The organism is Stenotrophomonas sp. 704A1 (assembly GCF_030549525.1).
GTDB classification, from domain to species: Bacteria; Pseudomonadota; Gammaproteobacteria; order Xanthomonadales; family Xanthomonadaceae; genus Stenotrophomonas; species Stenotrophomonas tuberculopleuritidis.
Genome location: NZ_CP130831.1, coordinates 3740487 through 3763914, shown reverse-complemented (window position 1 = coordinate 3763914; position 23428 = coordinate 3740487). Strand labels below are relative to the sequence as shown.

At 67.9% G+C, this 23428-nt stretch carries 20 protein-coding genes; 13 read left to right on the top strand and 7 right to left on the bottom strand.

The window, feature by feature from the left end; translation table 11 throughout:
* Positions 1–176: 176 nt before the first annotated feature.
* Positions 177–1181, top strand: a complete 1005-nt coding sequence (locus Q5Z10_RS17250) for a class I fructose-bisphosphate aldolase (protein ID WP_303636589.1) — start codon at positions 177–179, stop codon at positions 1179–1181.
* Positions 1182–1309: 128 nt separating this feature from the next.
* Positions 1310–2428 carry an ABC transporter substrate-binding protein gene (locus tag Q5Z10_RS17245; protein WP_303636588.1) on the top strand — a complete coding sequence of 373 codons (1119 nt, stop codon included), beginning with the start codon at positions 1310–1312 and terminating at the stop codon, positions 2426–2428.
* A gap of 86 nt (positions 2429–2514) precedes the next feature.
* Here Q5Z10_RS17245 and Q5Z10_RS17240 read toward each other — a convergent pair whose 3' ends face one another.
* A complete protein-coding gene (locus Q5Z10_RS17240) occupies positions 2515–3111 on the bottom strand; it encodes an O-acetyl-ADP-ribose deacetylase (RefSeq protein ID WP_303636587.1) in 597 nt (198 codons plus the stop codon).
* A 334-nt stretch (positions 3112–3445) separates the two neighbouring features.
* The gene (gene cysK, locus Q5Z10_RS17235) at positions 3446–4405 is read right to left on the bottom strand and encodes a cysteine synthase A (RefSeq protein ID WP_303636586.1); all 960 of its coding nucleotides are present in this window, start codon (positions 4403–4405) and stop codon (positions 3446–3448) included.
* A 205-nt stretch (positions 4406–4610) separates the two neighbouring features.
* Between cysK and Q5Z10_RS17230 the strand changes: the two genes are divergently transcribed.
* From Q5Z10_RS17230 to Q5Z10_RS17185, 10 genes are all read left to right on the top strand, one after another.
* Positions 4611–5594, top strand: coding sequence for a LysR family transcriptional regulator (locus tag Q5Z10_RS17230; protein WP_303636585.1), 984 nt, complete (start codon positions 4611–4613; stop codon positions 5592–5594).
* 489 nt (positions 5595–6083) lie between these two features.
* Positions 6084–6515, top strand: a complete 432-nt coding sequence (locus Q5Z10_RS17225; protein WP_303636584.1) for a DUF2946 domain-containing protein — start codon at positions 6084–6086, stop codon at positions 6513–6515.
* A gap of 71 nt (positions 6516–6586) precedes the next feature.
* Positions 6587–8650, top strand: a complete 2064-nt coding sequence (locus Q5Z10_RS17220; RefSeq protein WP_303636583.1) for a TonB-dependent copper receptor — start codon at positions 6587–6589, stop codon at positions 8648–8650.
* A 304-nt stretch (positions 8651–8954) separates the two neighbouring features.
* Positions 8955–10061: an efflux RND transporter periplasmic adaptor subunit gene (locus tag Q5Z10_RS17215; protein WP_303636582.1), complete on the top strand. Its 1107-nt coding sequence runs from the start codon at positions 8955–8957 to the stop codon at positions 10059–10061.
* Entirely contained in the window at positions 10058–13183 is a 3126-nt protein-coding gene (locus tag Q5Z10_RS17210; protein ID WP_303636581.1) for an efflux RND transporter permease subunit, read from the top strand. Before Q5Z10_RS17215 ends, Q5Z10_RS17210 begins: the two co-directional genes overlap by 4 nt.
* The gene (locus tag Q5Z10_RS17205; protein WP_303636580.1) at positions 13176–13715 is read left to right on the top strand and encodes a GNAT family N-acetyltransferase; all 540 of its coding nucleotides are present in this window, start codon (positions 13176–13178) and stop codon (positions 13713–13715) included. The genes Q5Z10_RS17210 and Q5Z10_RS17205 overlap by 8 nt, the downstream gene beginning before the upstream one ends.
* A 231-nt stretch (positions 13716–13946) precedes the next feature.
* Positions 13947–15464 carry an alanine/glycine:cation symporter family protein gene (locus Q5Z10_RS17200; RefSeq protein ID WP_303636579.1) on the top strand — a complete coding sequence of 506 codons (1518 nt, stop codon included), beginning with the start codon at positions 13947–13949 and terminating at the stop codon, positions 15462–15464.
* Entirely contained in the window at positions 15457–16296 is an 840-nt protein-coding gene (locus tag Q5Z10_RS17195) for a TrmH family RNA methyltransferase (protein ID WP_442758925.1), read from the top strand. Before Q5Z10_RS17200 ends, Q5Z10_RS17195 begins: the two co-directional genes overlap by 8 nt.
* Positions 16297–16521: 225 nt before the next feature.
* Positions 16522–17514 carry a hypothetical protein gene (locus tag Q5Z10_RS17190; RefSeq protein ID WP_303636578.1) on the top strand — a complete coding sequence of 331 codons (993 nt, stop codon included), beginning with the start codon at positions 16522–16524 and terminating at the stop codon, positions 17512–17514.
* A gap of 10 nt (positions 17515–17524) precedes the next feature.
* Positions 17525–18976, top strand: coding sequence for an alanine/glycine:cation symporter family protein (locus tag Q5Z10_RS17185; RefSeq protein WP_303636577.1), 1452 nt, complete (start codon positions 17525–17527; stop codon positions 18974–18976).
* A gap of 78 nt (positions 18977–19054) precedes the next feature.
* On the opposite strand, the gene Q5Z10_RS17180 is transcribed toward Q5Z10_RS17185, so the two are convergent.
* From Q5Z10_RS17180 to Q5Z10_RS17160, 5 genes are all read right to left on the bottom strand, one after another.
* A complete protein-coding gene (locus Q5Z10_RS17180; protein ID WP_303636576.1) occupies positions 19055–20476 on the bottom strand; it encodes a M28 family peptidase in 1422 nt (473 codons plus the stop codon).
* A 174-nt stretch (positions 20477–20650) separates the two neighbouring features.
* Positions 20651–21208, bottom strand: coding sequence for a hypothetical protein (locus tag Q5Z10_RS17175; protein WP_303636575.1), 558 nt, complete (start codon positions 21206–21208; stop codon positions 20651–20653).
* 154 nt (positions 21209–21362) lie between these two features.
* Positions 21363–21767: a large-conductance mechanosensitive channel protein MscL gene (mscL, locus tag Q5Z10_RS17170; protein WP_049447393.1), complete on the bottom strand. Its 405-nt coding sequence runs from the start codon at positions 21765–21767 to the stop codon at positions 21363–21365.
* A 54-nt stretch (positions 21768–21821) separates the two neighbouring features.
* Positions 21822–22538, bottom strand: coding sequence for a fumarylacetoacetate hydrolase family protein (locus tag Q5Z10_RS17165; protein ID WP_303636574.1), 717 nt, complete (start codon positions 22536–22538; stop codon positions 21822–21824).
* Between the two features lie 70 nt (positions 22539–22608).
* Complete coding sequence (locus Q5Z10_RS17160) at positions 22609–22890, bottom strand: hypothetical protein (protein WP_303636573.1); 282 nt, start codon at positions 22888–22890, stop codon at positions 22609–22611.
* 178 nt (positions 22891–23068) lie between these two features.
* On the opposite strand from Q5Z10_RS17160, the gene Q5Z10_RS17155 reads away from it, so the two are divergent.
* Positions 23069–23404, top strand: coding sequence for a Rieske (2Fe-2S) protein (locus tag Q5Z10_RS17155; RefSeq protein WP_303636572.1), 336 nt, complete (start codon positions 23069–23071; stop codon positions 23402–23404).
* Positions 23405–23428: the final 24 nt, after the last annotated feature.

The window sequence follows — 23428 nt, the reverse complement described above, 5'->3', positions numbered from 1 at the left end:
TCCTGGCCCAGGAGGCGGCTGTCCAGGCACAGCGCGTGCAGGGGACAGGCCCGGTCCGCATGGGCCATTTCATGTCCCGCGTGGACTTGGAATCGTTTCCACCCTGGCCTCCACGTCGAGGTAACGGGGTGGCGGGGCTATACTTACGTTTTTCCCGCACCCGCCACAGGAAGTACATGAGCATCGAACAGCTGGCTGAAACCGCCCAGGCCATGGTTGCCCCGGGCAAGGGCATCATCGCGATCGACGAATCCACCGGTACCATCGCCAAGCGCTTTGCCAGCGTGGGCATCGAGAACACCGAAGAGAACCGTCGCGCCTACCGCGAACTGCTGCTGACCACGCCGAAGCTCAACGAGCACATTTCCGGCGCGATCCTGTACGACGAGACCATCCGCCAGTCGACCAAGGACGGCGTGCCGTTCGCCAAGTACATGGCCGACCACGGCATGATCCCGGGCATCAAGGTGGACAAGGGCGCGCACCCGCTGGCCGGCTGCCCGGGCGAGCTGGTCACCGAAGGCCTGGACGGCCTGCGTGAGCGCCTGCAGGAGTACTACAAGCTGGGTGCACGCTTCGCCAAGTGGCGTGCGGTCATCAACATCGGCGAGAGCATTCCGTCGGGCACCTGCATCGAGTCCAACGCCCATGCGCTGGCCCGCTATGCCGCGCTGTGCCAGGAATGTGGCCTGGTGCCGATGGTCGAGCCGGAAGTGATCATGGACGGTGACCACGACATCGAGACCTGCTACGAAGTCACCGAGGCCACCCTGCGTTCGCTGTTCGACGCCCTGTACCAGCAGAACGTGCTGCTGGAAGGCACCATCCTGAAGGCGTCGATGGTCATCTCCGGCAAGGGCTGCGATGAGCAGGCCGACGTCGAGGAAGTGGCCGAGTCGACCGTGATGTGCCTCAAGAGCACGGTGCCGGCGATCCTGCCGGGCGTGGTGTTCCTGTCCGGCGGCCAGAGCGATGAGCAGTCCACCGCGCATCTCAATGCCATGAACCAGATGGGCAACCTGCCGTGGCCGCTGAGCTTCTCCTATGGCCGTGCCATGCAGCAGGCAGCGCTGAAGCTGTGGGGCAAGGACATGAAGGGCAACTACGCTGCCGCGCAGAAGACCGTCTACGAGCGTGCCAAGGAAAACGGCCTGGCTGCGCTGGGCAAGTGGAACGGCTGATCGGCCGCTGCACCGCATGAACCGACAGGGCGACGCCGGCATTCTGCCGGCGTTTGCTTTTGCCGGTATCGTTGCCGCGCGCCAGGCCAGTGCGCGGGGACTACAGGGATGGCCAGGGAGAAGAACACATGCGTATCGCAGCACTCACGCTGGCCGTGGCGACGGTGCTCGCCGTCGGCGGCTGCAACCGGATGGGCGGCAGCGCCGACAGCGGCAAGGCGCCCTCGCTGGAGTTCGACAAGCCGGTATCGGGTGAAATCACCTCGCGCAGCGGCATCAACTTCAACGATGGCAGCCACCATCAGCTGTACCAGATAAAGCTGGAGGACAAGGCACTGGTCGGCATCAAGCTGACCGGCGCACTGAGCGGTTCGATTGCCGTGTTCAACGACGGCAGCCTGGTCGCCAGCAGCAGTCCGGGCGACGAGCGCAGCGAAGACGTCGCACTGGCGTTCCGCAGCACCGGCGCCGGCATCTACCAGATCGCGGTCAACGCCAACGGCCCCACCGCCTTCGGTCCCTACCGCCTGCGCGTGGAAAAGCTCGTGCCGTACAACGGCAAGCCGATCACCTCCGGTGGCGAGATCCTCGACCTGCTCGCGTCCCGATCACAGGACTACACCCTGCAGGTGGACAAGGCCGGCCTGTACGAGATCCGGTTGGAGTCGGACGCCTTCGACACGGTGCTGAAGCTCGAAGGCAAGGGGGTCGTGGTCGAGAATGACGACGGTGGCGACAGCACCCATTCGCGCCTCAGCCTGCCGCTGGAGCCGGGTCGCTACACGCTGAGTGTGCGCAGCCTGGGCGAGCGCGCCACCGGCGCGTTCAAGCTGACTGCCCGCAGCACCGAACTGCCGGCCAACATGGTCAGCCGCGACGGTACGTCCCTGCCGACCTCCGGCAGCGTGTTCACCATGCTCGACAGCCAGGGTCGCCGGCGCTTCCTGCTGAGCCTGGATCGCCCGGCCGATGTGCGACTGGACGCAATCTCCAGCCAGGTCGACACGGTGCTGCGCCTGGTCAATGGGGATCTGGAACGGGTGGATGACGATGGCGGTGGCGACACCAATGCGCGGCTGCAGGAATCGCTGCCGGCCGGTCATTACACCGTCGAGGTATCCAGTCTCAGTGACGAGCAGGCCATGGTTGAAATGCGTGTGCAGATCGACGGCGCCAGCGCGGGCGACGCTGCGGCCGCTGCCGCTGCCGCTGCCGCGACCGCCGACGCGGCTGCCGAAGTGGACTGAGCCGGTACCTGGCCACGCCGGCCAGCACGTCGGGAACACGGAACAGGCCGGGCGGTGCCCGGCCTGTTCATTCGCTCGCGGGGAGCTCAATGCGCCGCTGCGAACCCGGCATTGCCCAACGGGGGCAGCAGCGCGGCGCGCTCGCTGTCGACCGGCTGGCCCGCTGCCGCCAGCGCCTGCTGGTAGGCCTTGGCCGTCGCGGTATTGAATGCGACCAGCACGATCCGCATCGGCTGCGCGTGGCTGCGTTGCCAGGCCAGCGTTTCAGTAACGGCAACCTGCGCTGCCTGGTACAGCGGGTAGCCGTACACCCCGCAGCTGATCGCCGGGAACGCAATCGACTGCACGCCGAGGGATTCGGCCAGCTGCAGTGACTTCCAGTAGCAGTTGGCCAGCAGCGCCGGCTCGTCACGGTGGCCGTCGTGCCAGACCGGGCCCACGGTGTGCAGCACGTGCCGGGCCGGCAGGGCATGGCCCTGGGTGGCCCGCACTTCCCCGGTGGGGCAGCGCACGCCCGGCCGCAGCTCCGGCAGGCGCTCGCATTCGGCCAGCAGGGCGGGGCCGGCGGCGCGGTGGATCGCACCGTCGACACCGCCGCCGCCGAGCAGTGATTCATTGGCCGCGTTGACGATCGCATCCACCGCCAGGGTCGTGATGTCGCCCTGCCACACTTCGATCTTCATGCGTCCGTCTCCTGCCTGTTGTTGTTGCGCGCCATACCCCGCGCTGGCTGCACCCATACCTTAGAGGGCAGGGCATCCATGCTGTGTCATGACCGTCTCACGCGCTGCGATTTCCGGCCTTCACGCACGATGGCGGGCGCCGCCTTCACGCAGGCTGAAGCGATCACCGGGCGGCCGGATCGAAGGCCGCCGGGCCGGTCGGCCTGCGTCTGCACGACACCGCTGTCCGCCGTGCGCGGCAACGCCCGGATGAACATGCGAGGACAGCAACGCCCAGACGAGAACGCCCACCGCGAGGGTGGGCGTCATCCCGCTGTCATCGACAACGCAGCGATCAGGGCAGGCCGGCCAGCCAGTCGTCGTCGGAGCCTTCGTTGACATCGGCGAACAGGGGCGTGGAGAAGTAGCGCTCGCCGGTATCCGGCAGCATTGCCAGGATCACCGCGCCGGGCTCGGCGCGGGCGGCGACGTCCAGCGCGCTGGCCACGGTGGCGCCGGCCGAGATGCCCACGAAGATGCCTTCTTCGGCCGCCAGCCGACGCGCGGTCGCAATCGCGCGGTCATCGTCCACGGTGACCAGTTCATCGACCACCGCGCGGTTGAGCACGTCCGGCACGAAGTCCGGCGTCCAGCCCTGGATCTTGTGGGGCTTCCAGTCGTCGCCCTTCAGCAGTGCGGCACCGGCAGGCTCGGTGGCGACGATGCGGGTATCGGGCCGGGCGACCTTGAGCACCTCGCCAACACCGGTGAGGGTGCCGCCGGTGCCCCAGCCGCTGACGAAGACGTCCAGCCGCCGGCCGGCAAAATCGCGCAGGATCTCCGCGGCGGTGGTGTTGCGGTGGTAGGCCGGGTTGGCCGGGTTGGCGAACTGGCTGGCCAGGAACCAGCCATGCTGCTCGGCCAGCTCGCGCGCCTTGCGTACCATGCCGCTGCCACGTTCCGCCGCCGGGGTCAGGATCACCTTGGCGCCGTACGCGCGCATCAGCTTGCGTCGTTCCACCGAGAACGTTTCGACCATCGTCGCCACGAACTTGTAGCCGCGTGCCGCGGCGACCATCGCCAGTGCCACGCCGGTATTGCCGGAGGTGGCTTCGACGATGGTGTCGCCCGGCTTGAGCAGCCCGCGCTGTTCGGCGTCGAGGATGATCGCCAGCGCCAGCCGGTCCTTCACCGAGCCACCCGGGTTGAACGATTCGACCTTCGCATAGAGGCTGACCTGCGGCGGAGCGAGGCGCTGCAGCTTGACGATGGGGGTGTTGCCGACGGTATCGAGGATGGAGTCGTACAGGGCCATGATGGCGCTCCGGAAACGGGCCGCGCCGGGTCGGGAGCGGCGGGAAGAGGGGGCTGGCAGGCAGGCCAGCGGCTGCCGGCTGACCGTAACGCCGGCATATGACGCCCGGAAATGACCAGATGCCTTTCTTAAACAACCTTTGGTTATAAGCTGGTGACGGGAATTGACCCTAGAGTGGACTACCGCCTCCGCCACCCCGCCTGTCATGACGCTGACCCAGCTGCGCTACCTGGTTGCCATCGCCGACGCCGAGCTGAACATCACGCTCGCGGCCTCGCGCGTGCACGCTACCCAGCCGGGGCTGTCCAAGCAGCTCAAGCAGCTGGAGGACGAGCTCGGCTTTCTGCTGTTCGTGCGCAAGGGGCGCAGCCTGGAGTCGGTCACCCCGGCCGGCACCGAAGTGATCAGCCGCGCCCGCGCGGTGCTCGCCGAAGCCAACAACATCCGCACCTACGCGGCCAACCAGCGGCGTGAAAGCCAGGGCCAGCTGATCCTGACCACCACCCACACCCAGGCCCGCTTCGTGCTGCCGCCGGCGGTGGCGCGTATCAAGCAGGCTTACCCGCAGGTCAGCGTGCATCTGCAGCAGGCCGGTGAAGCCGACGCGTTGGACCGCTTGAACCAGGGCGATGCGGATATCGCCATCATCAGCACCGCGGGCGCCGAGCCCAGCGATGGCATTGCGGTGCCGTTGTTCCGCTGGCGTCGGCTGGTGGTGGTGCCCAAGGGCCACCCGCTGGCCCGCGCCGGTCGTGCACCGGACCTGGCAGCGCTGGCCAGGCAGCCGCTGATCAGCTACGAATCGTCCACCCGGCCCAACTCTTCGTTGCAGCGCGCGTTCGCGGCCAACCAGCTGGTGCCTGATCTGGCCCTCACCGCGCTGGATGCCGACCTGATCAAGACCTATGTGCGTACCGGGCTGGGCGTGGGGCTGCTGGCGGAGATGGCGATCAGCGCCGCCGACGAAGACCTGCAGGTCTGGCCGGCACCGGCGCCGATCACCGAGTGCATCGCGTGGGCGGTGCTGCCGCGCGACCGGGTGCTGCGTGACTATGCGCTGGAGCTGGTGCATGTGCTGGCGCCGCAGATCGACCCGCGCGACCTGCGGCGGGTGCTGGATGGCAACCAGGCGGCCGCGTGGCCGGTACCGCCGACCTGGGAGTCACTGACCCAGACCATCACGGTCTGAGGGGTGGGGGTCGGCAGGGCTGCGCCCTGCACCTGCTACGACATTCAAGCAACGGCAACAGCAACAGCAGAAGCGTGCTTTCCGTGGGGTGGCGGGGCGGTGTGGGCAGGCAGGACACGCCGTGAATCCATCCATGGAGGCTCGATGGCGCCATTCATGGCGCCAACGGTCCTGCCTGCCCACACCGCCCCACCGCTGACAGATTCCGGCGGCTGTTGGCAGGTGTCGACCTTGGTCGACACGGCAATCCACGCCATGCGTGGATGCGTTTCGATTCCAATTCGAAATAGTCGATTCCGATGGAGATTCATCCACGCATGGCGCGGATCTACTGCAGATCGCGGAGATCCGCCATCCCCCAGAAAGCTCGCTTCTGCTGTTGCTGTTGCTCCAGCTCGTAGCAGGTGCAGGGCGCCGCCCTGCCGATAAACCCCCTCCTGCGACGGTTCGTCGCACGGGCAACCCTGGACCCGGCTCTAAACTAACGGGGTGACCCGCCTGTCCCGCCCGCAGCGCCTTCTGCTCCAGCTCGCCGTCCTGGCGACGCTGCTGATGGTGCTTGCGCCACTGGTCAGCCGCGCGCTGCAGGCGCAGCCGATGGAGCACGCCGCGATGGCAGGCATGGACCACGCCGCCATGGGCCATGACATGCACGCCATGGCCATGGCCGGCCACCATCAGCACGATGCTGCGCCGGCAGCGCCCGATCGCCCGGTCGACCCCCACGCCATGCACGGCGACGCCTGCGAATACTGCGTGCTGGCGATGCGCCTGCTGCCGTGGCTGGCGGTGCTGGTGCTGCTGTTGCCGCTGCTGTGGCGGCCGCGGTTGGCGTTCCCGTGGTCACAGCAGGTACTGCCCGCGCTGCGCTGGCCGGCGCATGCCGCGCGTGGACCGCCGCGTTTCTCCATCGTCCGCTGATGTCCCCATGAATCTGCCGCACGACGCCTGAGCAGGCGCCGTGCGCGCGTGCGTACCCTGGAGCTGTTCCGATGAAAATGACTTCCCGCCCCGCGGGCGCCTGTGCGCGCCTGCCGGTTGCCCTCGGCCTGGCCGTGGCCGCGTCACTGGCCCGTGCTGCGCCCGCCGAACAGGCGCGCACCCTCGACACCATGGTGGTCACCGCCGCCGCGCCGTCTTCGCCGCTGCACTGGGTGACCGATCCGCGCCTGCCGCGGCAGCCGGTGCCCGCCAGCGATGGTGCCGATTACCTGAAGACCGTCCCCGGCTTCTCCGCCGTCCGCAATGGCGGCACCAACGGTGACCCGGTGCTGCGCGGCATGTTCGGTTCGCGCCTGAACATCCTCAGCAATGACGGCAACCTGATCGGTGCCTGCCCGTCGCGCATGGACAATCCGCTGTCCTACATCGCGCCGGAGAGCTTCGACCGGCTGACCATCATCAAGGGGCCGCAGGGCGTGCGCTGGGGCGCAGGCGCTTCGGCCGGCACCGTGCGTTTCGAGCGCGATACGCCGCGCTTCGAGCAACCGGGCCTGCGTGCCGACGCCAGCGCGCTGGTTGGCTCGCGCAACCGCAACGACCAGGTGCTGGACCTGACCCTGGGCCAGCCGACCGGCTATGTGCGCGCCAGCGGCAACCGTTCCGAAGCCGATGACTACACCGACGGCCACGGTGACGTGGTGCCGTCGAAGTGGCGCAAGTGGAATGGCGACGTGGCCATCGGCTGGACGCCGGATGCCGACACCCTGCTGGAAATCTCCGCCGGGGCCGGCGATGCCATCGCGCGTTACGCGGGCCGTGGCATGGACGGGGCGGCGTTCGAACGCACCAGCTACGCGGCGCGCTTCGAGAAGCGCAATCTGCCGGGTGCGTGGGACACGCTGCAGGCCAACGTGTACTACAACGAGGCCGACCACGTGATGGACAACTACACGCTGCGCACGCCGAACCCGCACAGCATGATGCCGATGCCGATGGCTTCGAACGTGGACCGCCGCACCCAGGGCGGCCGGATCAGTGCCGAGTGGCGCTGGCAGGAGGTGCTGCTGGTGGCCGGCGTGGATGGCGAGGACAGCCGCCATCGTGGCCGCATGGGCATGGGCCGCGATACCTACCGGCAGGCAGCGTGGCAGACCGATGCGGAGTTCCGTCGCCATGGGGTGTTCAGCGAGTTGACCCTCGGCGCCGGCACCGGGCAGCGCTGGATCAGCGGGCTGCGCATCGATCGCGCCAGCGCCCGCGATGCGCGGCAGTCGATCCGCGGAATGATGGGCGACCGGCCCAATCCCAGTGCCGGGCAGACGCGCAGGGAATGGCTCGGCAGCGGCTTCCTGCGCTATGAGCAGGACCTGGCCGATGGCCTGACCGGGTACGCCGGCCTGGGCCACAGTGAACGCATGCCCGACTACTGGGAGCTGTTCTCGCCCGACCGCGGCCCGGGCGGTGCAGCGAACGCGTTCACCGGCGTGCAGCCCGAGCGCACCACCCAGCTCGATGTCGGCCTGCAGTACAAGGGGCCGCGTGTGCAGGCCTGGGTCTCCGCCTACGCCGGTCAGATCCAGGACTACATCCTGTTCACCTACCACGGCAGCGGCATGATGGGCATGAGCCAGGCCAGCAACATCGATGCGCGCATCGCCGGTGCCGAGGCGGGCCTGGAGGCGAGGCTGGCCGGGCAGTGGACGCTGGGCGGCACCCTGGCCTATGCCTGGGGCGAGAACCGCGACCAGCAGCGTCCGCTGCCGCAGATGCCGCCGTTGGAGGCGCGCCTGAGTGCGAACTGGGAAGGCCAGCGCTGGAGTGCCGGTGCGCTGCTGCGTGCGGTCACCCACCAGCAGCGTGTGGCTGACGGCCAGGGCAACGTGGTCGCGCAGGATCTCGGGCCCAGTGCGGGTTTCGCCACGTTCGCGCTCAATGCGGCGTACCGCTTCAGTTCGCAGCTGCAGCTCAGCGCGGGTGTCGACAATCTGTTCGACCGCGCCTACAGCGAGCATCTGAATCTGGCCGGCAGCGCCGACTTCGGCTTCCCGGCCGATCCGGTGCGGATCAACGAGCCCGGGCGCAGCGTCTGGATGAAGTTGAACTACCGGTATTGATCCGCCGGGCATGGCCCGGCGCTACCGTCATGCGCCGGGCAAAAAAAACGGGGCCGGATCCGCGCCAGGATCCGCCCCCCACCCGACGCGGCGGGCCGGACAGCATCGACGCTGCGACGGCAGCGACCGCCGCAGGGGCGGGCGATACATCCCGACATACGCCGACATCGCCGTTGGCAGCCTTGCATGGATGCGGTTGACGGCGCTATCGCGGGGCCGGTTCCACGCCGGTAAACGCTTGGCACATACCGCTTTCATGGGGGGATGCCTACACTCGGCGGCCGTGGATCACTCTGGACCGTTCATGTTGGCTCGTCTTGCTTCGACCCTGGCCCTTGGCCTCAGCCTGGCCGCCCTGGCCGGGTGTGCAGGCAAACAGGAGGCCGCCGCGCGTCGGCAGGGCGAAGCGGTGCCGGTCACCGCGCAGGTCGTGCAGTCCCTGCCGTGGAACGACACGCTGCAGGCACTGGGTACGGCCAAGGCGCGCGAGTCGATCAGCGTGACCGCCAAGGTCAGTGAGATCGTGGAGCGGGTGCATTTCGAAAGTGGCCAGCAGGTGGCCGCCGGCGCACCGATCGTGACCCTGCGCGGGCAGGCCCAGGAAGCGGCGCTGGTGCAGGCGCAGGCGACCTTCCGCGAAGCCGATCAGCTGTACCGGCGCCAGCGCGAGCTGGCCGCACAACGGCTGGTGTCCAGCGCCACGCTGGATACCCAGAAATCGATCCGCGACGCCGCCGAGGCACGCGTTGCCCAGATGCAGTCGGACATCGGCGATCGCCGCGTCCGCGCCCCCTTCGCCGGCGTGCTCGGCATCCGCCAGGTCAGCCCCGGAACGCTGCTGACGCCGACCACGGTGATCGCCACGCTGGATGACATCGAACGCATGCATGTCGACTTCCAGGTGCCGGAAGTCGAACTGGCTGCGCTTTCCACCGGCGATGCGGTGCAGGCCAGCAGCGTGGCCTGGCCCGGACGTACCTTCGAGGGCGTGGTCAGCACCATCGACGCACGCATCGATCCGGCCACCCGCGCGGTGACCGTGCGCGCCGATTTCGCCAATGCCGACCACGCCCTGCGCCCGGGCATGCTGCTGGACGTGCGCCTGTTCCACCCCGAGCGCCCGGCGCTGGTGATTCCGGAAATCGCGGTGGTGCAGGTAGGCCGCGATACCTTCGTTTACCGCATCAAGGCCGATGACACTGTCGAGCGCGTCGACGTGGCCACCGGCGCACGCCGCGCCGGTGTGGTCGAGATCAGGCAGGGCCTGCAAGCGGGCCAGCGCATCGTGGTCGATGGCACCGGCAAGCTGCGTGCCGGGCTGAAGGTGGCCGCGCAGGACGCGGCCCCGGTCACGGGGGCCCAGCCGGCGGATGCACCGGCGCCGGTTGCCGCGGAGGGCCACGGCGGATGAAGCTGTCCGACGTCTCCATCCAGCGGCCGGTGTTTGCCGTGGTGATGAGCCTGCTGCTGCTGGTGCTGGGCGTGATGTCGTTCACCCGCCTGACCCTGCGCGAGCTGCCGGCCATCGATCCGCCGATCGTCTCGGTGTCGGTGGACTACACCGGCGCCTCGGCGGCGGTCATCGAAAGCCGCATCACCCAGGTGCTGGAAGACGCGCTGGCCGGCATCGAAGGCATCGATACGATCAACGCGCGCAGCACCAATGGACGCTCGCAGGTCAGCATCGAGTTCACCTCCAACCGCGATATCGAAGCGGCGGCCAACGACGTGCGCGATGCGGTCAGCCGCGTTGCCGACCGCATGCCGGAAGAGGCGCGGCCGCCGGAAATCGCCAAGGTCGAAAGCGATGCCGACCCGATCATCTGGTTCAACATGGTGTCTTCGACCATGGACACGCTGGAGCTGAGCGACTACGCCGACCGCTATGTGGTCGATCGCTTCTCCAGCCTCGATGGCGTGGCCCAGGTCCGCATCGGCGGCCGCCAGCGCTACGCGATGCGGATCTGGCTGGACCGCGACCAGCTGGCCGCGCGCGGGCTGACCACCGGTGATGTGGAAACCGCGCTGCGCAACGAGAACGTGGAGCTGCCGGCAGGCCGCATCGAATCGACCGACCGCGATTTCACCCTGCGCGTGGAGCGCAACTACATCAAGCCCGAGGACTTCGCGACCATCCCGCTGGGCAAGGGCCGCGACGGCTACGTGGTGCGCATGGGCGACGTGGCGAAGATCGAGCTGGCCTCGGCCGAGCGCCGCGCGTACTACCGCAGCAACGGCGAGCCGGGCATCGGCCTGGGCATCGTCAAGACCTCCACCGCCAACTCGCTGGACGTGGCGCGCACCGCGCGCGCTGAAGCCGAGCGGGTGGCGCTGACCCTGCCCAAGGGCACGCAGATCTTCGTGGCCTTCGACAACACCACCTTCATCGAAGCCGCGGTGGACCGCGTCTACGCCACCCTGGTGGAGGCGATGATCCTGGTGCTGGCGGTGATCTGGCTGTTCCTCGGCAGCTTCCGCGCCGCGCTGATTCCGGCGGTGACGGTGCCGGTCTGCCTGGTCGCCGCGTTCATCGCGCTGTATGCCTTCGACTTCTCGATCAACCTGCTGACCCTGCTTGCCCTGGTGCTGTGCATCGGCCTGGTGGTGGACGATGCGATCGTGGTGGTGGAGAACGTGCAGCGCCGCATCGATCTGGGCGAGCCGCCGCTGGTGGCCTCCAAGCGCGGTACCGCGCAGGTGGCGTTCGCGGTGATCGCCACCACCGCCGTGCTGGTGGCGGTGTTCCTGCCGGTCGGTTTCCTGGAAGGCAACACCGGGCGGCTGTTCCGCGAGCTGGCCGTGGCGCTGGCGGCGGCGGTGGCGCTGTCGGCCTTCGTGGCGCTGACGCTGACACCGATGATGGCCTCCAAGCTGCTCAAGCCGCATACCGGGCAGGCGCCGCGCGGGCTGCACGGCGTGGTCAACCGCAACCTGGACCGCCTGGCCGGCGCCTATGGTCGCGTGCTGGAACGCCATGTCGACCGCACCTGGATCTACCTGCTGGTGATGGTCGCTGCGCTGGCCGCCAGCTGGGGCCTGCTGAAGCTGCTGCCGTCCGAGCTGGCCCCGGCCGAGGACCGGGGCTCGTTCCAGATCATGATCGACGGCCCCGAAGGCGCCGGCTACGACTACACCGTGCAGCAGGTGCAGCAGGTGGAGGCGCTGCTGGCGCCGCATGTCGGCCCGGACAAACCGATCGTGCGCGCCAATCCCCGCGTGCCGGGGGGTTGGGGCGCCAGCGAGGAAATGCACACCGGCCGGGTCAGCATCTTCCTGCAGCCGTGGCGCCAGCGCAGTGAAGGCACGCCGGAAGTGGCCGACGAGCTGCAGAAGGAACTGGACACCATGCGCGGCGTGCGCGTGCGCACCCAGGTCGGGGGCGGCCTGGTGCGCAGCGGCGGCCAGCCGTTCCAGATCGTGCTGGGCGGGCCGGAATATGCCGAGATCGCGCAGTGGCGTGACCGCATCCTGCTGCGCATGGCCGACAACCCGGGCCTGGTCGGTCCGGATTCGGACTACAAGGAAACCCGGCCGCAGATGCGGGTGAACATCGACCGCCAGCGCGCGGCCGACCTCGGCGTGCCGGTCACCGCGATCGGTTCGGCGCTGGAAACCATGATGGGCTCGCGCCGGGTCACCACCTTCGTCGACAACGGCGAGGAGTACGACGTGCTGGTCCAGGCCGGCCGCGATGGCCGCGCCAGCCCGGCCGATCTCGCCGCGATCCGCGTGCGTGCGACCTCCGGCGAACTGGTACCGCTGTCCAACCTGGTCACGCTGAGTGAAGTGGCCGAGGCCGGCACGCTCAACCGCTTCAACCGGCTGCGCTCGATCACCATCAGCGCGGGCCTGGCGCCGGGCTACCCACTGGGCGAGGCCATCGCCTGGGCGCAGGACGTCGCTCGCGAGGAACTGCCGCAGTACGCACAGGTGAACTGGAAGGGCGAATCGCGTGAGTACCAGAGCGCCGGTGGCGCGGTGCTGCTGACCTTCGCCATGGCCCTGCTGGTGGTGTATCTGGTGCTGGCCGCGCAGTTCGAGAGCTTCATCCATCCGCTGACCATCATGCTGACCGTGCCGCTGGGCGTGCTCGGCGCACTGGTCGGGCTGTGGGTCAGCGGTGGCACGGTTAACCTGTTCAGCCAGATCGGCATCGTCATGCTGGTCGGCCTCGCGGCGAAGAACGGCATCCTCATCGTCGAATTCGCCAACCAGCTGCGCGACGACGGTCGCAGCGTGCGCACGGCGATCATCGAATCGGCGATGGTGCGCCTGCGCCCGATCCTGATGACCTCCATCGCCACCGTGGTCGGTGCGATCCCGCTGGTCGCGGCCGGGGGCCCGGGCTCGGCCAGCCGTGGCACCATCGGCATCGTGATCATCTTCGGCGTCACCCTGTCCACGTTCCTGTCGCTGTTCGTGGTGCCGGCGTTCTACGCGCGGCTGGCCCCGTACACCCGTTCGCCGGAAGCGGTGAAGCGCGAACTGGAGACCCAGGAGGCGGCGTCGCCGTCGGTGGGTGGCCATGCCTGACCCGGGCTACCGCCTGCAGGGTGAGGGCTTCGTGCTGCGGCCCTGGTGCAGCGACGATCTGCCTTCGCTGCTGCGCCATGCCAACGACGCCGAGGTCTCGCGCGGGCTGCGCGACCGCTTTCCGTATCCCTACACGCGCGCCGATGGCGAGGCCTTCCTGGCCGGCCGCGTGCTGGCCCCGGGTACCCTGAACCTGGCCATCGAGATCGGCGGTGAGGCCTGTGGCAGTGTCGGTGCACAGCAGGGCAGCGCCGAACGCGCGCACATGGCTGAACTGGGCTACTGGCTGGGGCAGGCCTACTGGGGCCGGGGCCTGATGACCCGCGTGGTGGGCCTGTTCGCGCCGTGGGTGATGGACGAGCTGCGCCTGTTCAGGCTGCAGGCCGGCGTGGTCGACTTCAACCTCGGCTCGGCGCGGGTGCTGGAAAAGAACGGCTTCCAGGAAGAAGGCGTGGACCGCTGCGCGGTCTACAAGCGCGGCGTGCTGCACGATCTGCGCCGCTTCGCCCGGGTGCGCACGCAGCTGCCTTGACCCGCTGCCGGGCATGGCCCGGCGCTACCCGCGAAGCTGCCGCGCGCCGGAACCCTGCGCGGCGATACCGCCCGGCGCGACCCGCGGGGCTGCCGCTGCTGCCGGTAGCGCCGGGCCATGCCCGGCGGATTGCTTCCGGCGCTACCGCAGTGGCCTTCGATCAGGGAGAATCGACCCGTCCCCTCCAGCCGACGGGACGTCCTCACAACCCGCCGACTGGAGAGAGCGAGCGTGGAAGCAACCGTACATTTCATCAACAGCATCATCTGGAGCAAGGCACTGATCTTCGTGTGCCTGGGCGCCGGCCTGTTCTTCAGCCTGCGCACGCGCTTCATGCAGATCCGCGGGTTCCTCGAGATGTGCCGGCTTACCGTCAGGGGTGAGAAGTCCGACGCCGGCGTCTCCTCGTTCCAGGCCCTGGCCATGTCGATGGCCGGCCGCATGGGCATCGGCAACATCGCCGGCGTGGCCACCGCCATCGCCTTCGGCGGCCCCGGCGCCATCTTCTGGATGTGGGTGATGGGCTTCCTCGGCGCGTCCACCTCGTACGTGGAATGCACCCTGGCGCAGATCTACAAGACCAAGGATGCCGAAGGCCGCTACCGCGGTGGCCCTGCCTACTACATCGAAAAGGCCATGGGCCTGAAGTGGTACGCGTTGGTCTTCGCCATCGCCACGATCATTGCGGCCGGCTTCCTGATGCCGGGCGTGCAGGCCAATGCCATCGCCGACAGCATCATCAACGCCTGCCGCGGCACCGCCCTGTGTGGCCCGCTGGATGGCCAGACGCTGGGCATGGAATCGGTGCAGGCACTGAAGCTGGGTATCGGCATCGTGGTGGCACTGCTGCTGGGCGTGGTGATCTTCGGCGGCGTCAAGCGCATCGCCAACTTCGCCGAAGTGGTGGTGCCGTTCATGGCTGCGGCGTTCATCCTGACCGCCATCGTCATCATGGTCATCAACTACGACCGCGTGCCGGAAATGTTCGGCATCATCTTCAAGAGTGCGTTCGGTACCCATGCTGCGTTCGGCGCAATGATGGGCCTGGCGGTGGAGTGGGGCATCAAGCGCGGCATCTACGCCAACGAAGCCGGCCAGGGCTCGGGCCCGCACGCTGCAGCCGCCTCGGAAGTCTCGCACCCGGCCAAGCAGGGCTACGTGCAGGCCTTCGCCATCTACTTCGACACCATGATGGTGTGCACCGCCACCGCGTTCCTGATCCTGGCCAGCGGCACCTACAACGTGTACTCACCGGTGCCGGGCGCCGCGCCGATCTTCCAGGGCCTGGCCGGCATTCCGGAAGGTGCCGGCTACGCGCAGGCCGGCGTGGAAGCGGTGCTGCCGGGCTGGGGTTCGGCGTTTGTATCCATTGCGATCTTCTTCTTCGCCTTCACCACCATCATGGCCTATTACTACATGGCCGAAACCAACCTGACCTACGTCAACCACAACAAGAAGCGCCCGCTGACCGTGCTGGTACTGCGCCTGGGCATCATCGGCATGGTGGTGTTCGGCGCGTTCCATAATGCAACCCTGGCCTGGGCGCTGGGTGACATCGGCGTGGGCCTGATGGCCTGGCTGAACATCATCGCCATTCTCATCATCCAGAAGCCGGCCATGCTGGCCCTGCGTGATTACGAACGACAGAAGAAACTCGGCCTCGATCCGACCTTCGACCCCGATGCCCTGGGCATCAAGAACGCCGATTTCTGGCGTCAACGCAAGCTGGAGTTGTCCCGTAGTGAATGATCCCTGGAAGAACGCCCGCCGCCCGTCGTCGCGACCGCCGCGGGCCACCCCGCTGCCCCCGCGTGAGGGTGGTACCCCGCCACCGCCGGGGCGCGGCAACGACGAACTGCGCCTGTATGGCTGGAACGCCGTGCAGGCCCTGTTCGACAAGCGCCCGCAGGCCCTGCGCAAGCTGTACCTGGTGGAAGCGCTGATTCCGCGCCTGCAGCCGGTGCTGAAGTGGTGCGTGGCCAACCGCGTGGGCTATCGCGTGGTGGAGGAGGGTGACCTCAACAAGCTGGCCGCGACCACCCATCATGAAGGCCTGGTGGCCGACGTGCTGCGTGCGCCGGTACAGGCGCTGGATGCCTGGCTGGCGACGCTGCCGGCCGGCGCGCCGGCGCTGGCGCTGTGGCTGGACGGGGTCGGCAATCCGCACAACTTCGGTGCGATCCTGCGCTCGGCCGCGCACTTCGGGGTCAAGGCCCTGCTGCTGCCGGCCGGCAGCACGCTGGCGCTGTCCGGCGCCGCAGCGCGCGTGGCCGAAGGGGGCGCCGAATCGGTGCCGCTGGTACAGCTGCCGGACAACGCGCGGGCGATGGCGCAACTGCGTGCGGCCGGCTTCGGGCTGGCCGCCACCCTGGTCGAGGGCGGCGAAGACGTGTTCCGCGCATCGCTGCCGTCGCGCCTGGTCTATGTGATGGGCGCGGAGAGCGAGGGCATGGACCGCGACCTTGCCGGCCAGTGCGACCTGCAGGTGTCCATTCCCGGAAGCGGCGCCGTGGAAAGCCTCAATGTCGCATCCGCCACGGCCGTGCTGCTGGCGCAGTGGGCGAGCCGCCGTACCGGCTGAGCCTGTCGCTTTACCACCTTGTCGATGACGTGACCCGGCCCTTGTGGCCGGGTTTTTTCTGCGCGATGCAGCGAGGGGGCTCAACATCGGGCCGGCTGCGTCATCGCGTGCCTCTTCAAGCGCGCTTGATGAAAGTTAAGACAATTTTAGAACTTGTCTCATTGTTGGGCCATGTCCTGCGCCGCACGGTGGAACTCCTTTCAGCGTCGAACAGGAGTGGTTTCCATGCGTCCCATCCAACACCGCACTCTGTGCACCTGCCTGGTGCTGGCAATCGCTTCGCTGGCACCCCCGCTGGTACAGGCAGCGGAGCGCAGCCTCGACGGCGTCAACTTCACCGGTCCGCTGATCACGCCCAACCCCGCCGGCCTGCCGCAGGGCCACTGGTTCATCGAGCCCTATCTGGTGCGGATCGACAGCCGCGACCACTACGACGGCAACGGTGATCGTCGCCGCAGCGCCGAGCGCAGCGGCGCGTGGGCGACCGTGGTACCGATCATCTACGGCTTCAGCGACCGGGTGATGGGCCAGGTCAATCTCAGCGCCTCGCGCTCCGAATCCGGCAGCGCGCGCAGCAGTGGCTTCCGTGCCGGTGACACCACCGCACGCCTGCAGTACCTGCTGCAGGCGCCCAATGCCGATGGCACCCGGCCGGCGGTGTCGGTGGCGCTGGTGCAGCGCTTCAGTACCGGCAGCCACGATCGCATCACCGGCAATGCGCTCGATGCGCAGGGCGACGGCGTGCAGCGCACCACGGCCGCGCTGGGCGTGCAGCAGGTGGTGTGGCTGGGCAACGATCGTCCGTTGCGCTGGCGCGCCCAGCTCAGTGCCGGACCGGCCCCGGCGCGCACCGCCATTTCCGGCACCAGCGTGTATGGCACCGATGCCAGCTTCCAGGGGCACATCGCGCGCGGCTCGGTGCTGGGCCTGTCGGTAGGCGCCGAGTACAGCTTCAACGCACGCTGGGTGGGCGTGATGGAAATGGCAGCCAGCCGCGAGACGGGACAGCGCCTGAGCGGCTTCGCGCGCAACGGCAGGGGTGAGATCGAACGCATTGAAGAGCACCGCCCGGCCAGCCGCAACGTCACTCTGGCACCCGCGGTCGAGTATCACTTCAGCCCAACGCTGGGCCTGATCGCCGGCGTCGAGTTCACCGTGGCCGGGCGCAACACCGGCCGCACCTTCAGCCCCCAGGTCGCCCTGGGCATGTTCTTCTGAGGAGGCGCCGATGAACATCGAATCTGTCGTCAACGCGATCCTCGGCATCGTCTGGAGCCCGTACCTGGTGGTGCTGTGCCTGCTCACCGGGCTGTACTTCAGCGTGCGTACCCGCTTCATCCAGCTGCGCGCGCTGCCGGACATGCTGCGCCTGATGTTCCGCCACGAGCGCTCCGCCGCCGGCGTCTCACCGTTCCAGGCGCTGTCGCTGTCGCTGTCCAGCCGGGTCGGCGTCGGCAACATCGCCGGTGTGGCCATGGCCATTGCCTTCGGCGGGCCCGGTGCGATCTTCTGGATGTGGATCGTCGCCTTCCTCGGCGCCTCCAGCGCCTTCATCGAGTCCACGCTGGCGCAGATCTACAAGGATCGTGATGCCAACGGCCAGTATCGCGGTGGCCCGGCGTACTACATCGAAAAGGGGCTGGGCCAGCGCTGGTACGCCGTGCTGTTCGCGCTGGTCACGGTGCTGGCGGGGGCGATGCTGGCGGGCACGCAGTCCAACGCCATCACCAGTGCGGTGAACGAAGCCTGGGATGTTCCGGTGATGGTCACCACCGGTGTGCTGCTGGTGGTGTTGGCGGCGATCCTGCTCGGCGGCGTGCGTCGCATCGCGCGCGTCGCCGAATGGGTGGTGCCGGTGATGGCCGTGGCTTACCTGCTGGTCACTGCGGTGGTGATGGTACTCAACGTCGAGCGCGTGCCTGAGGTCATCGCCCTGGTGCTGCGCAGCGCATTCGGTGTTGACGCCGCATTCGGCGCGATGATCGGGACCGCGATCCAATGGGGGGTGCGTCGTGGCGTGCTGTCCAACGAAGCTGGCATGGGCAGTGGCGCGCATCCTGCCGCTGCAGCTGAAGTGTCGCACCCGGTGAAGCAGGGGCTGGTGCAGTCGTTCTCGGTGTACATCGACACCATGGTCGTGTGCAGCGCGACGGCCTTCCTGATTCTCTCCACCGGGCTCTACAACGTCTACGACCCCGCGGTGAACGGTGTACCGGATGAGGCGCGTCTGCTGCTGGGCAACCTTCCCGGCGTGGAAGCAGGGCCACGCTTCGTGCAGCATGCGGTGGAGTCGGCCTTGCCCGGCTTCGGCAAGTCGTTCGTCGCACTGGCGATTCTGCCATTCGCGTTCACCACCATCCTGGCCCTGTACTACATGGCCGAAACCAACGTCAGTTACCTCTTCCGCGATCGTCCCCAAGGTTGGGTGATGGGCACCTTCCAGTTGTTGTTCCTGGCCGCTACGGGCTACTCGGCGATGAACAGTGCGACAGTGGCGTGGGCGCTGGGTGATATCGGGGTAGGCATGATGAGTTGGCTGAATATCATCGCCATGCTGCTGCTGCAGAGGCCCGCGTTGGCGGCGCTGCGCGACTACGAAGATCACCGGCGTCAGGGACGTGACCCGTTGTTCAACCCGAAGCTGCTGGGGGTTCGCAATACCAGCGTGTGGGCGCACTAGGCACCCAGGCCGGTAGCGCCGGGCATGGCCCGGCGCTACCCGGTCATGAGTCACTCCACGCACAGCGTGGAAGTGGACTCACTCGTTCGGCGGGGTGGTCGCCTTGGCTTCGCTGCCGAAGCTGCCATCGGCGTCGGCGGCCAGATACGCGAACACGGCATACGCGGCCACGTTCTGCGCCAGCGCCTTCGGGTCGATCTTGTCGAGCGTGTCGTCGGCGGTGTGGTGCAGGTCGAAGTAGTCCGAACCATCCTGCGCCAGCCAGGCCCAGGCACCGCCCTTGGCGGCCAGCGGGCCGACATCCGGGCCCGGGCCGCCCTTGTCGGCCTGGTACTCGATGCCCAGCGGCTTCATCACCTCGGCAATCTGCCGGGTGGCCTCGCGCGAGCCTTCCGGATTCGGCGAGCCCGTGTTGAAGGCATAGATGCGGCCAGCGCCGAAATCGCTTTCGGCGGCCAGCTGGTGCAGGGCCACGTCCTTGGCGTGCGCTTCGGCGTAGGCCTTGCCGCCATACAGCCCCTGTTCCTCGTTGGCGAAGGCGATCACGCGGATGGTGCGCTTGGGCGCCTGCTTGAGCTGGCCGATCAGGTGGCCGGCGGCCATGGTGATGCCCACGCCTGCACCGTCATCGACCGCACCGGTGCCCAGATCCCAGGAATCCAGGTGGCCGCCGATCACCACCACTTCCTTCGGCAGGCTGCGGCCGGTGATCTCGCCGATCACGTTGTACGAGGTGGCCGTACCATCCCAGCCGCAATCCAGCGCAACCTTCACCGTGGTCGCGCCACGGGCCAGCAGGCGCGCCAGCTGGTCTGCGTCGGGCACCGACAAGGCCGCCGACGGCACCGGGGTCAGGCCATCGTCGAAGCGGGTGATGCCGGTATGCGGCACGCGGTGCGAATCGGTACCGGCCGAACGCATCAGGAAGCCGACGGCGCCCTTGCGGATCGCCTCGGACGGCCCCTTGCTGCGGATCGCGCCGCCGCGGCCATAGTCGCGGCCATCGCGGAACGGCAGCATCTGGTAATCGACGAAGGCGATCTTGCCCTTCAGCGATCCGGCCGGTGCCGCCTGCAGTGCGGCCAGGTCGGCAAAGCGCACCACCTCCGCTTCCACGGTGCCGCCCGGGCTGCCGCCCAGCGCGGTGATCTGCAGCGGCTGCGGGTGGTTCCCGGTCACTGCGGCGTGCTCGCTGCGGCGCTCCCACTTCGGGAAGCTCACCGGCTCCTTCCATACCTTGTCGAAGCCAAGCGCCTTGAACTTGGCTTCGGCCCAGGCCACGGCGCGTGCGTCGGCTTCGCTGCCGGCAATGCGCGGGCCGATCTCGGTGGTCAGCGATTCGACGACCTTCCAGCCGGTGTCGTCGGCCAGCGCCTGGTCGCGCAGCTGCGCGGCAGTGGCCAGCGAGGCCGGGGGCAGGGTGGTGGTGCGCGGCGCCGCAAAGGCCGGCGCGGCCAGCAGGGCGAGGGAGGATGCGATGGCAAGGACGCGGCGACGCATGGACAGCTCCGGGAAGGGTGTAAGCCTTGGAGCTTAACAGTCGTTCAGCGCGGCGCATGGGCGGGAGGTCATGGCTGGCGCGGACGCTGTTTTCCGCCAGATGCAGCAAAGCGAAAGCCCCGCCGGAGCGGGGCTTTCGCTCACTTCCATGGCGCCCAAGGGCGCCGCTGGCAATCACTTGGCTGCGGTATCCAACTTCATGATGTAGCTGGCAACACCGTTGCCGGCGTTGTTGATGTAGTCGTTCAGGAACTGCTTGTCGAGCGACAACAGCGGCGAACCCTTCAGCGAATCGTAGGTGGCATCGACCGTCAGCAGCCCGAAGCGCTTGGCCAGCGCAGTCACTGCTTCATGGCGGGCCTTTGGCGAATCGCCGGCCTTCTGCAGATCGGTGGCGATCTGGTACTCGGCACTCTTGGCTTCCAGCGCCTGGTTCAGTACGCCGGCCATTGCAAACAGAGACTCGCGGGTCAGCGTCGGGTCCAGGCCGCGCGCTTTCATCTGCGCTTCGATCGGCTGCGCGGCCGCCAGCAACAGGTCGGCGTGGCTGTAGCCGTCCAGCGGCGCGGCTACGCCCTTGGGCAGTGCCATCCCAGGCTTGTAGGTCAGGTAACGGCCCTTACCATCGGTGACAGAGACATCGCGCGCCTGCGCGGTGCCGGCCACGCACATGCAGGCAGACAGCAACAGGGGGATGGCGAGTGCGCGCATGCGCGGGATGGGGGTGTTCAAGCGGTGCCTCCTGGCATCCACCGCAGGGGGGCGGTGGTTCGTGCTTTCCGCGCGGCGCGAGGGCACTGCGCGGGCGCAGGAGGATAGCAGCAACGCCGCATGGGCAGCATCGCAGACATGCAGATGGAAAGGGCGCCCGCAGGCGCCCGTTCCATTATTTCTTCAGGCTGTCGCGGATCTCGCGCAGCAGCACCACTTCTTCAGCCGGTGCGGCCGGTGCCGCTTCCTTCTTGCGCGACAGGCGGTTGATCACCTTGATCACCAGGAAGATGGCGAAGGCCACGATCACGAACTGGATCAGCGTATTGATGAAGTCACCGTAGCCGATCACCACCGCCGGGATCTCCTTGCCATCGGGTCCAATGCGCGCCGGCGACAACGTCCATGCCAGCTGCGAGAAATCCACCTTGCCGATCAGCAGTCCCAGCGGCGGCATGATGATCTTCTCCACCAGCGCGGTGACGATCTTGCCGAAGGCCGCGCCGATCACCACGCCCACGGCGAGGTCGATGACGTTGCCGCGCATCGCGAATTCCTTGAACTCGGTGAGCATTCCCATTGTTGTAGTTCTCCGGTGGGGAAGTGGACAGCGCGCAGGGTAACGCAGGTGATGTCAGCCCGCGATCACGCCGTGGCGTTCGGCCACGTTTTCCAGGCGGGCACTGAAGCGGTCGCCCGGCTGCAGCGCGGCCACGCCGGACGGCGTGCCCATGAACACCAGATCGCCGGCGCGCAGCTGCCACAGCTTGGACAGCTCATGCAGGATCTCCGGCACGTTCCAGATCATCTGGTCCAGCAGGGACTGCTGGCGCACTTCGCCGTTGACCTCCAGTGACAGGTTCAACGCGGCCAGATCACCCACTTCGCCGGCGTGGACGATCTCGCTGATCGGCGCGGACGCATCGAAGCCCTTGGCCGAATCCCACGGATGACCCTTCTCCTTGGCTGCCGCCTGCAGGTCGCGGCGGGTCAGGTCCAGGCCGACGGCATAGCCGTACACCAGCGCCTCGGCATCGGCCACGGGCAGTTCACCGGCGGGTGCGTCGCGGCCGATGGCCACCACCAGTTCCACCTCATGGTGCAAGTTGGCGGTGGCGGGTGGGTAGGGAATCACATCGTCGTGGCCGACCACGATCGCATCGGCCGGCTTGGTGAAGAACATCGGACGGCCACGATCATCGGCAGCGGGAACGGACGCGCCCATTTCGAGTGCATGGTCGGCGAAGTTGCGGCCGACACAGTAGACGCGGTGCACGGGAAAACTGCCGCCGCCGACCACCGGAACACGGGGCGTGGCTGCAGCAGGGATCACATCGGAGACATCGGACATGCGGGCATCCAGGAAGGGAGTGCCCGCAGTCTAGAACGCAGCGAGGCCCGCCGTCAGCGGGCAGCGTCGATCAGCGCGAGGCCGGCAGCGCCGATTTGCGCACCACGCGGTACTCACCCTCGACCACGTTCGGATCGGCCGGGCGGTTCTGCCCGGGCTTGCGTGATGCCAGCAGCTTCCACGCCAGGCCGACCAGGATCATGGCCGCACCGACGAACACGCCGATGAACACCATCGCGGCCAGAATCGCCAGGCCGAGCAGACCCACCGCAACGCGCACCAGCGGGTGACGAGGCTTGCGCGGGGCAAACAGGGTGCGGAACTGGTTGAAGGCGAAATCGCGATTGAACATGGCGGCTCGATAGGCTGGAAATCAGCGAACCCAGAGTATCCGGAGCCGGCTCTGTCATTGAGTGAAAAACTCGTTAAATATAGCCTTGGCTTATTACGGATCAATGACTTGTGTTCATGTCGCAGCCAGTCATATGACCGGGCGTGCGACAATGCGCGATTCCGTTCGAGCCTTCGCCATGACTGCCGCTGCTGCCCTGATCGCCCTGGATGCCATTGCCGATGGGGCCTTTGCCGAAGTCGAGGCGCTGCTCGACGGCGATGCCGAGTCGCTGGTGCTGTACCGGGAGGGCACCGAGGTGCGCGCGTTCCTGAATGTCTGTCCGCATGCCGGGCGCCGCCTCGACTGGGCCCCCGGCCAGTTCCTGAAAAGCCGCGACGGCCACCTGGTCTGCGCGGCCCACGGCGCCTCGTTCGCCCTGGACAGTGGCGACTGCATCGCCGGCCCGTGCAAGGGTGACCGCCTGCGCGCGGTGCCGGTGCACGTGCGCGATGGGCAGGTCTTTCTGGCCTGAGGCCGCGCGATGTTGCCTGGGGCG

Bases quoted from the DNA above. Each gene is read 5' to 3' on its own strand.
- Q5Z10_RS17180 (WP_303636576.1), bottom strand. From the start codon at position 20,476: ATGCGTCGCCGCGTCCTTGCCATCGCATCCTCCCTCGCCCTGCTGGCC.
- Q5Z10_RS17240 (WP_303636587.1), bottom strand. From the start codon at position 3,111: ATGAAGATCGAAGTGTGGCAGGGCGACATCACGACCCTGGCGGTGGAT.
- Q5Z10_RS17165 (WP_303636574.1), bottom strand. From the start codon at position 22,538: ATGTCCGATGTCTCCGATGTGATCCCTGCTGCAGCCACGCCCCGTGTT.
- Q5Z10_RS17190 (WP_303636578.1), top strand. From the start codon at position 16,522: ATGCGTCCCATCCAACACCGCACTCTGTGCACCTGCCTGGTGCTGGCA.
- Q5Z10_RS17230 (WP_303636585.1), top strand. From the start codon at position 4,611: ATGACGCTGACCCAGCTGCGCTACCTGGTTGCCATCGCCGACGCCGAG.
- Q5Z10_RS17160 (WP_303636573.1), bottom strand. From the start codon at position 22,890: ATGTTCAATCGCGATTTCGCCTTCAACCAGTTCCGCACCCTGTTTGCC.
- mscL (WP_049447393.1), bottom strand. From the start codon at position 21,767: ATGGGAATGCTCACCGAGTTCAAGGAATTCGCGATGCGCGGCAACGTC.
- Q5Z10_RS17250 (WP_303636589.1), top strand. From the start codon at position 177: ATGAGCATCGAACAGCTGGCTGAAACCGCCCAGGCCATGGTTGCCCCG.
- Q5Z10_RS17215 (WP_303636582.1), top strand. From the start codon at position 8,955: ATGTTGGCTCGTCTTGCTTCGACCCTGGCCCTTGGCCTCAGCCTGGCC.
- Q5Z10_RS17245 (WP_303636588.1), top strand. From the start codon at position 1,310: ATGCGTATCGCAGCACTCACGCTGGCCGTGGCGACGGTGCTCGCCGTC.
- Q5Z10_RS17220 (WP_303636583.1), top strand. From the start codon at position 6,587: ATGAAAATGACTTCCCGCCCCGCGGGCGCCTGTGCGCGCCTGCCGGTT.
- Q5Z10_RS17155 (WP_303636572.1), top strand. From the start codon at position 23,069: ATGACTGCCGCTGCTGCCCTGATCGCCCTGGATGCCATTGCCGATGGG.
- Q5Z10_RS17205 (WP_303636580.1), top strand. From the start codon at position 13,176: ATGCCTGACCCGGGCTACCGCCTGCAGGGTGAGGGCTTCGTGCTGCGG.
- cysK (WP_303636586.1), bottom strand. From the start codon at position 4,405: ATGGCCCTGTACGACTCCATCCTCGATACCGTCGGCAACACCCCCATC.
- Q5Z10_RS17185 (WP_303636577.1), top strand. From the start codon at position 17,525: ATGAACATCGAATCTGTCGTCAACGCGATCCTCGGCATCGTCTGGAGC.
- Q5Z10_RS17210 (WP_303636581.1), top strand. From the start codon at position 10,058: ATGAAGCTGTCCGACGTCTCCATCCAGCGGCCGGTGTTTGCCGTGGTG.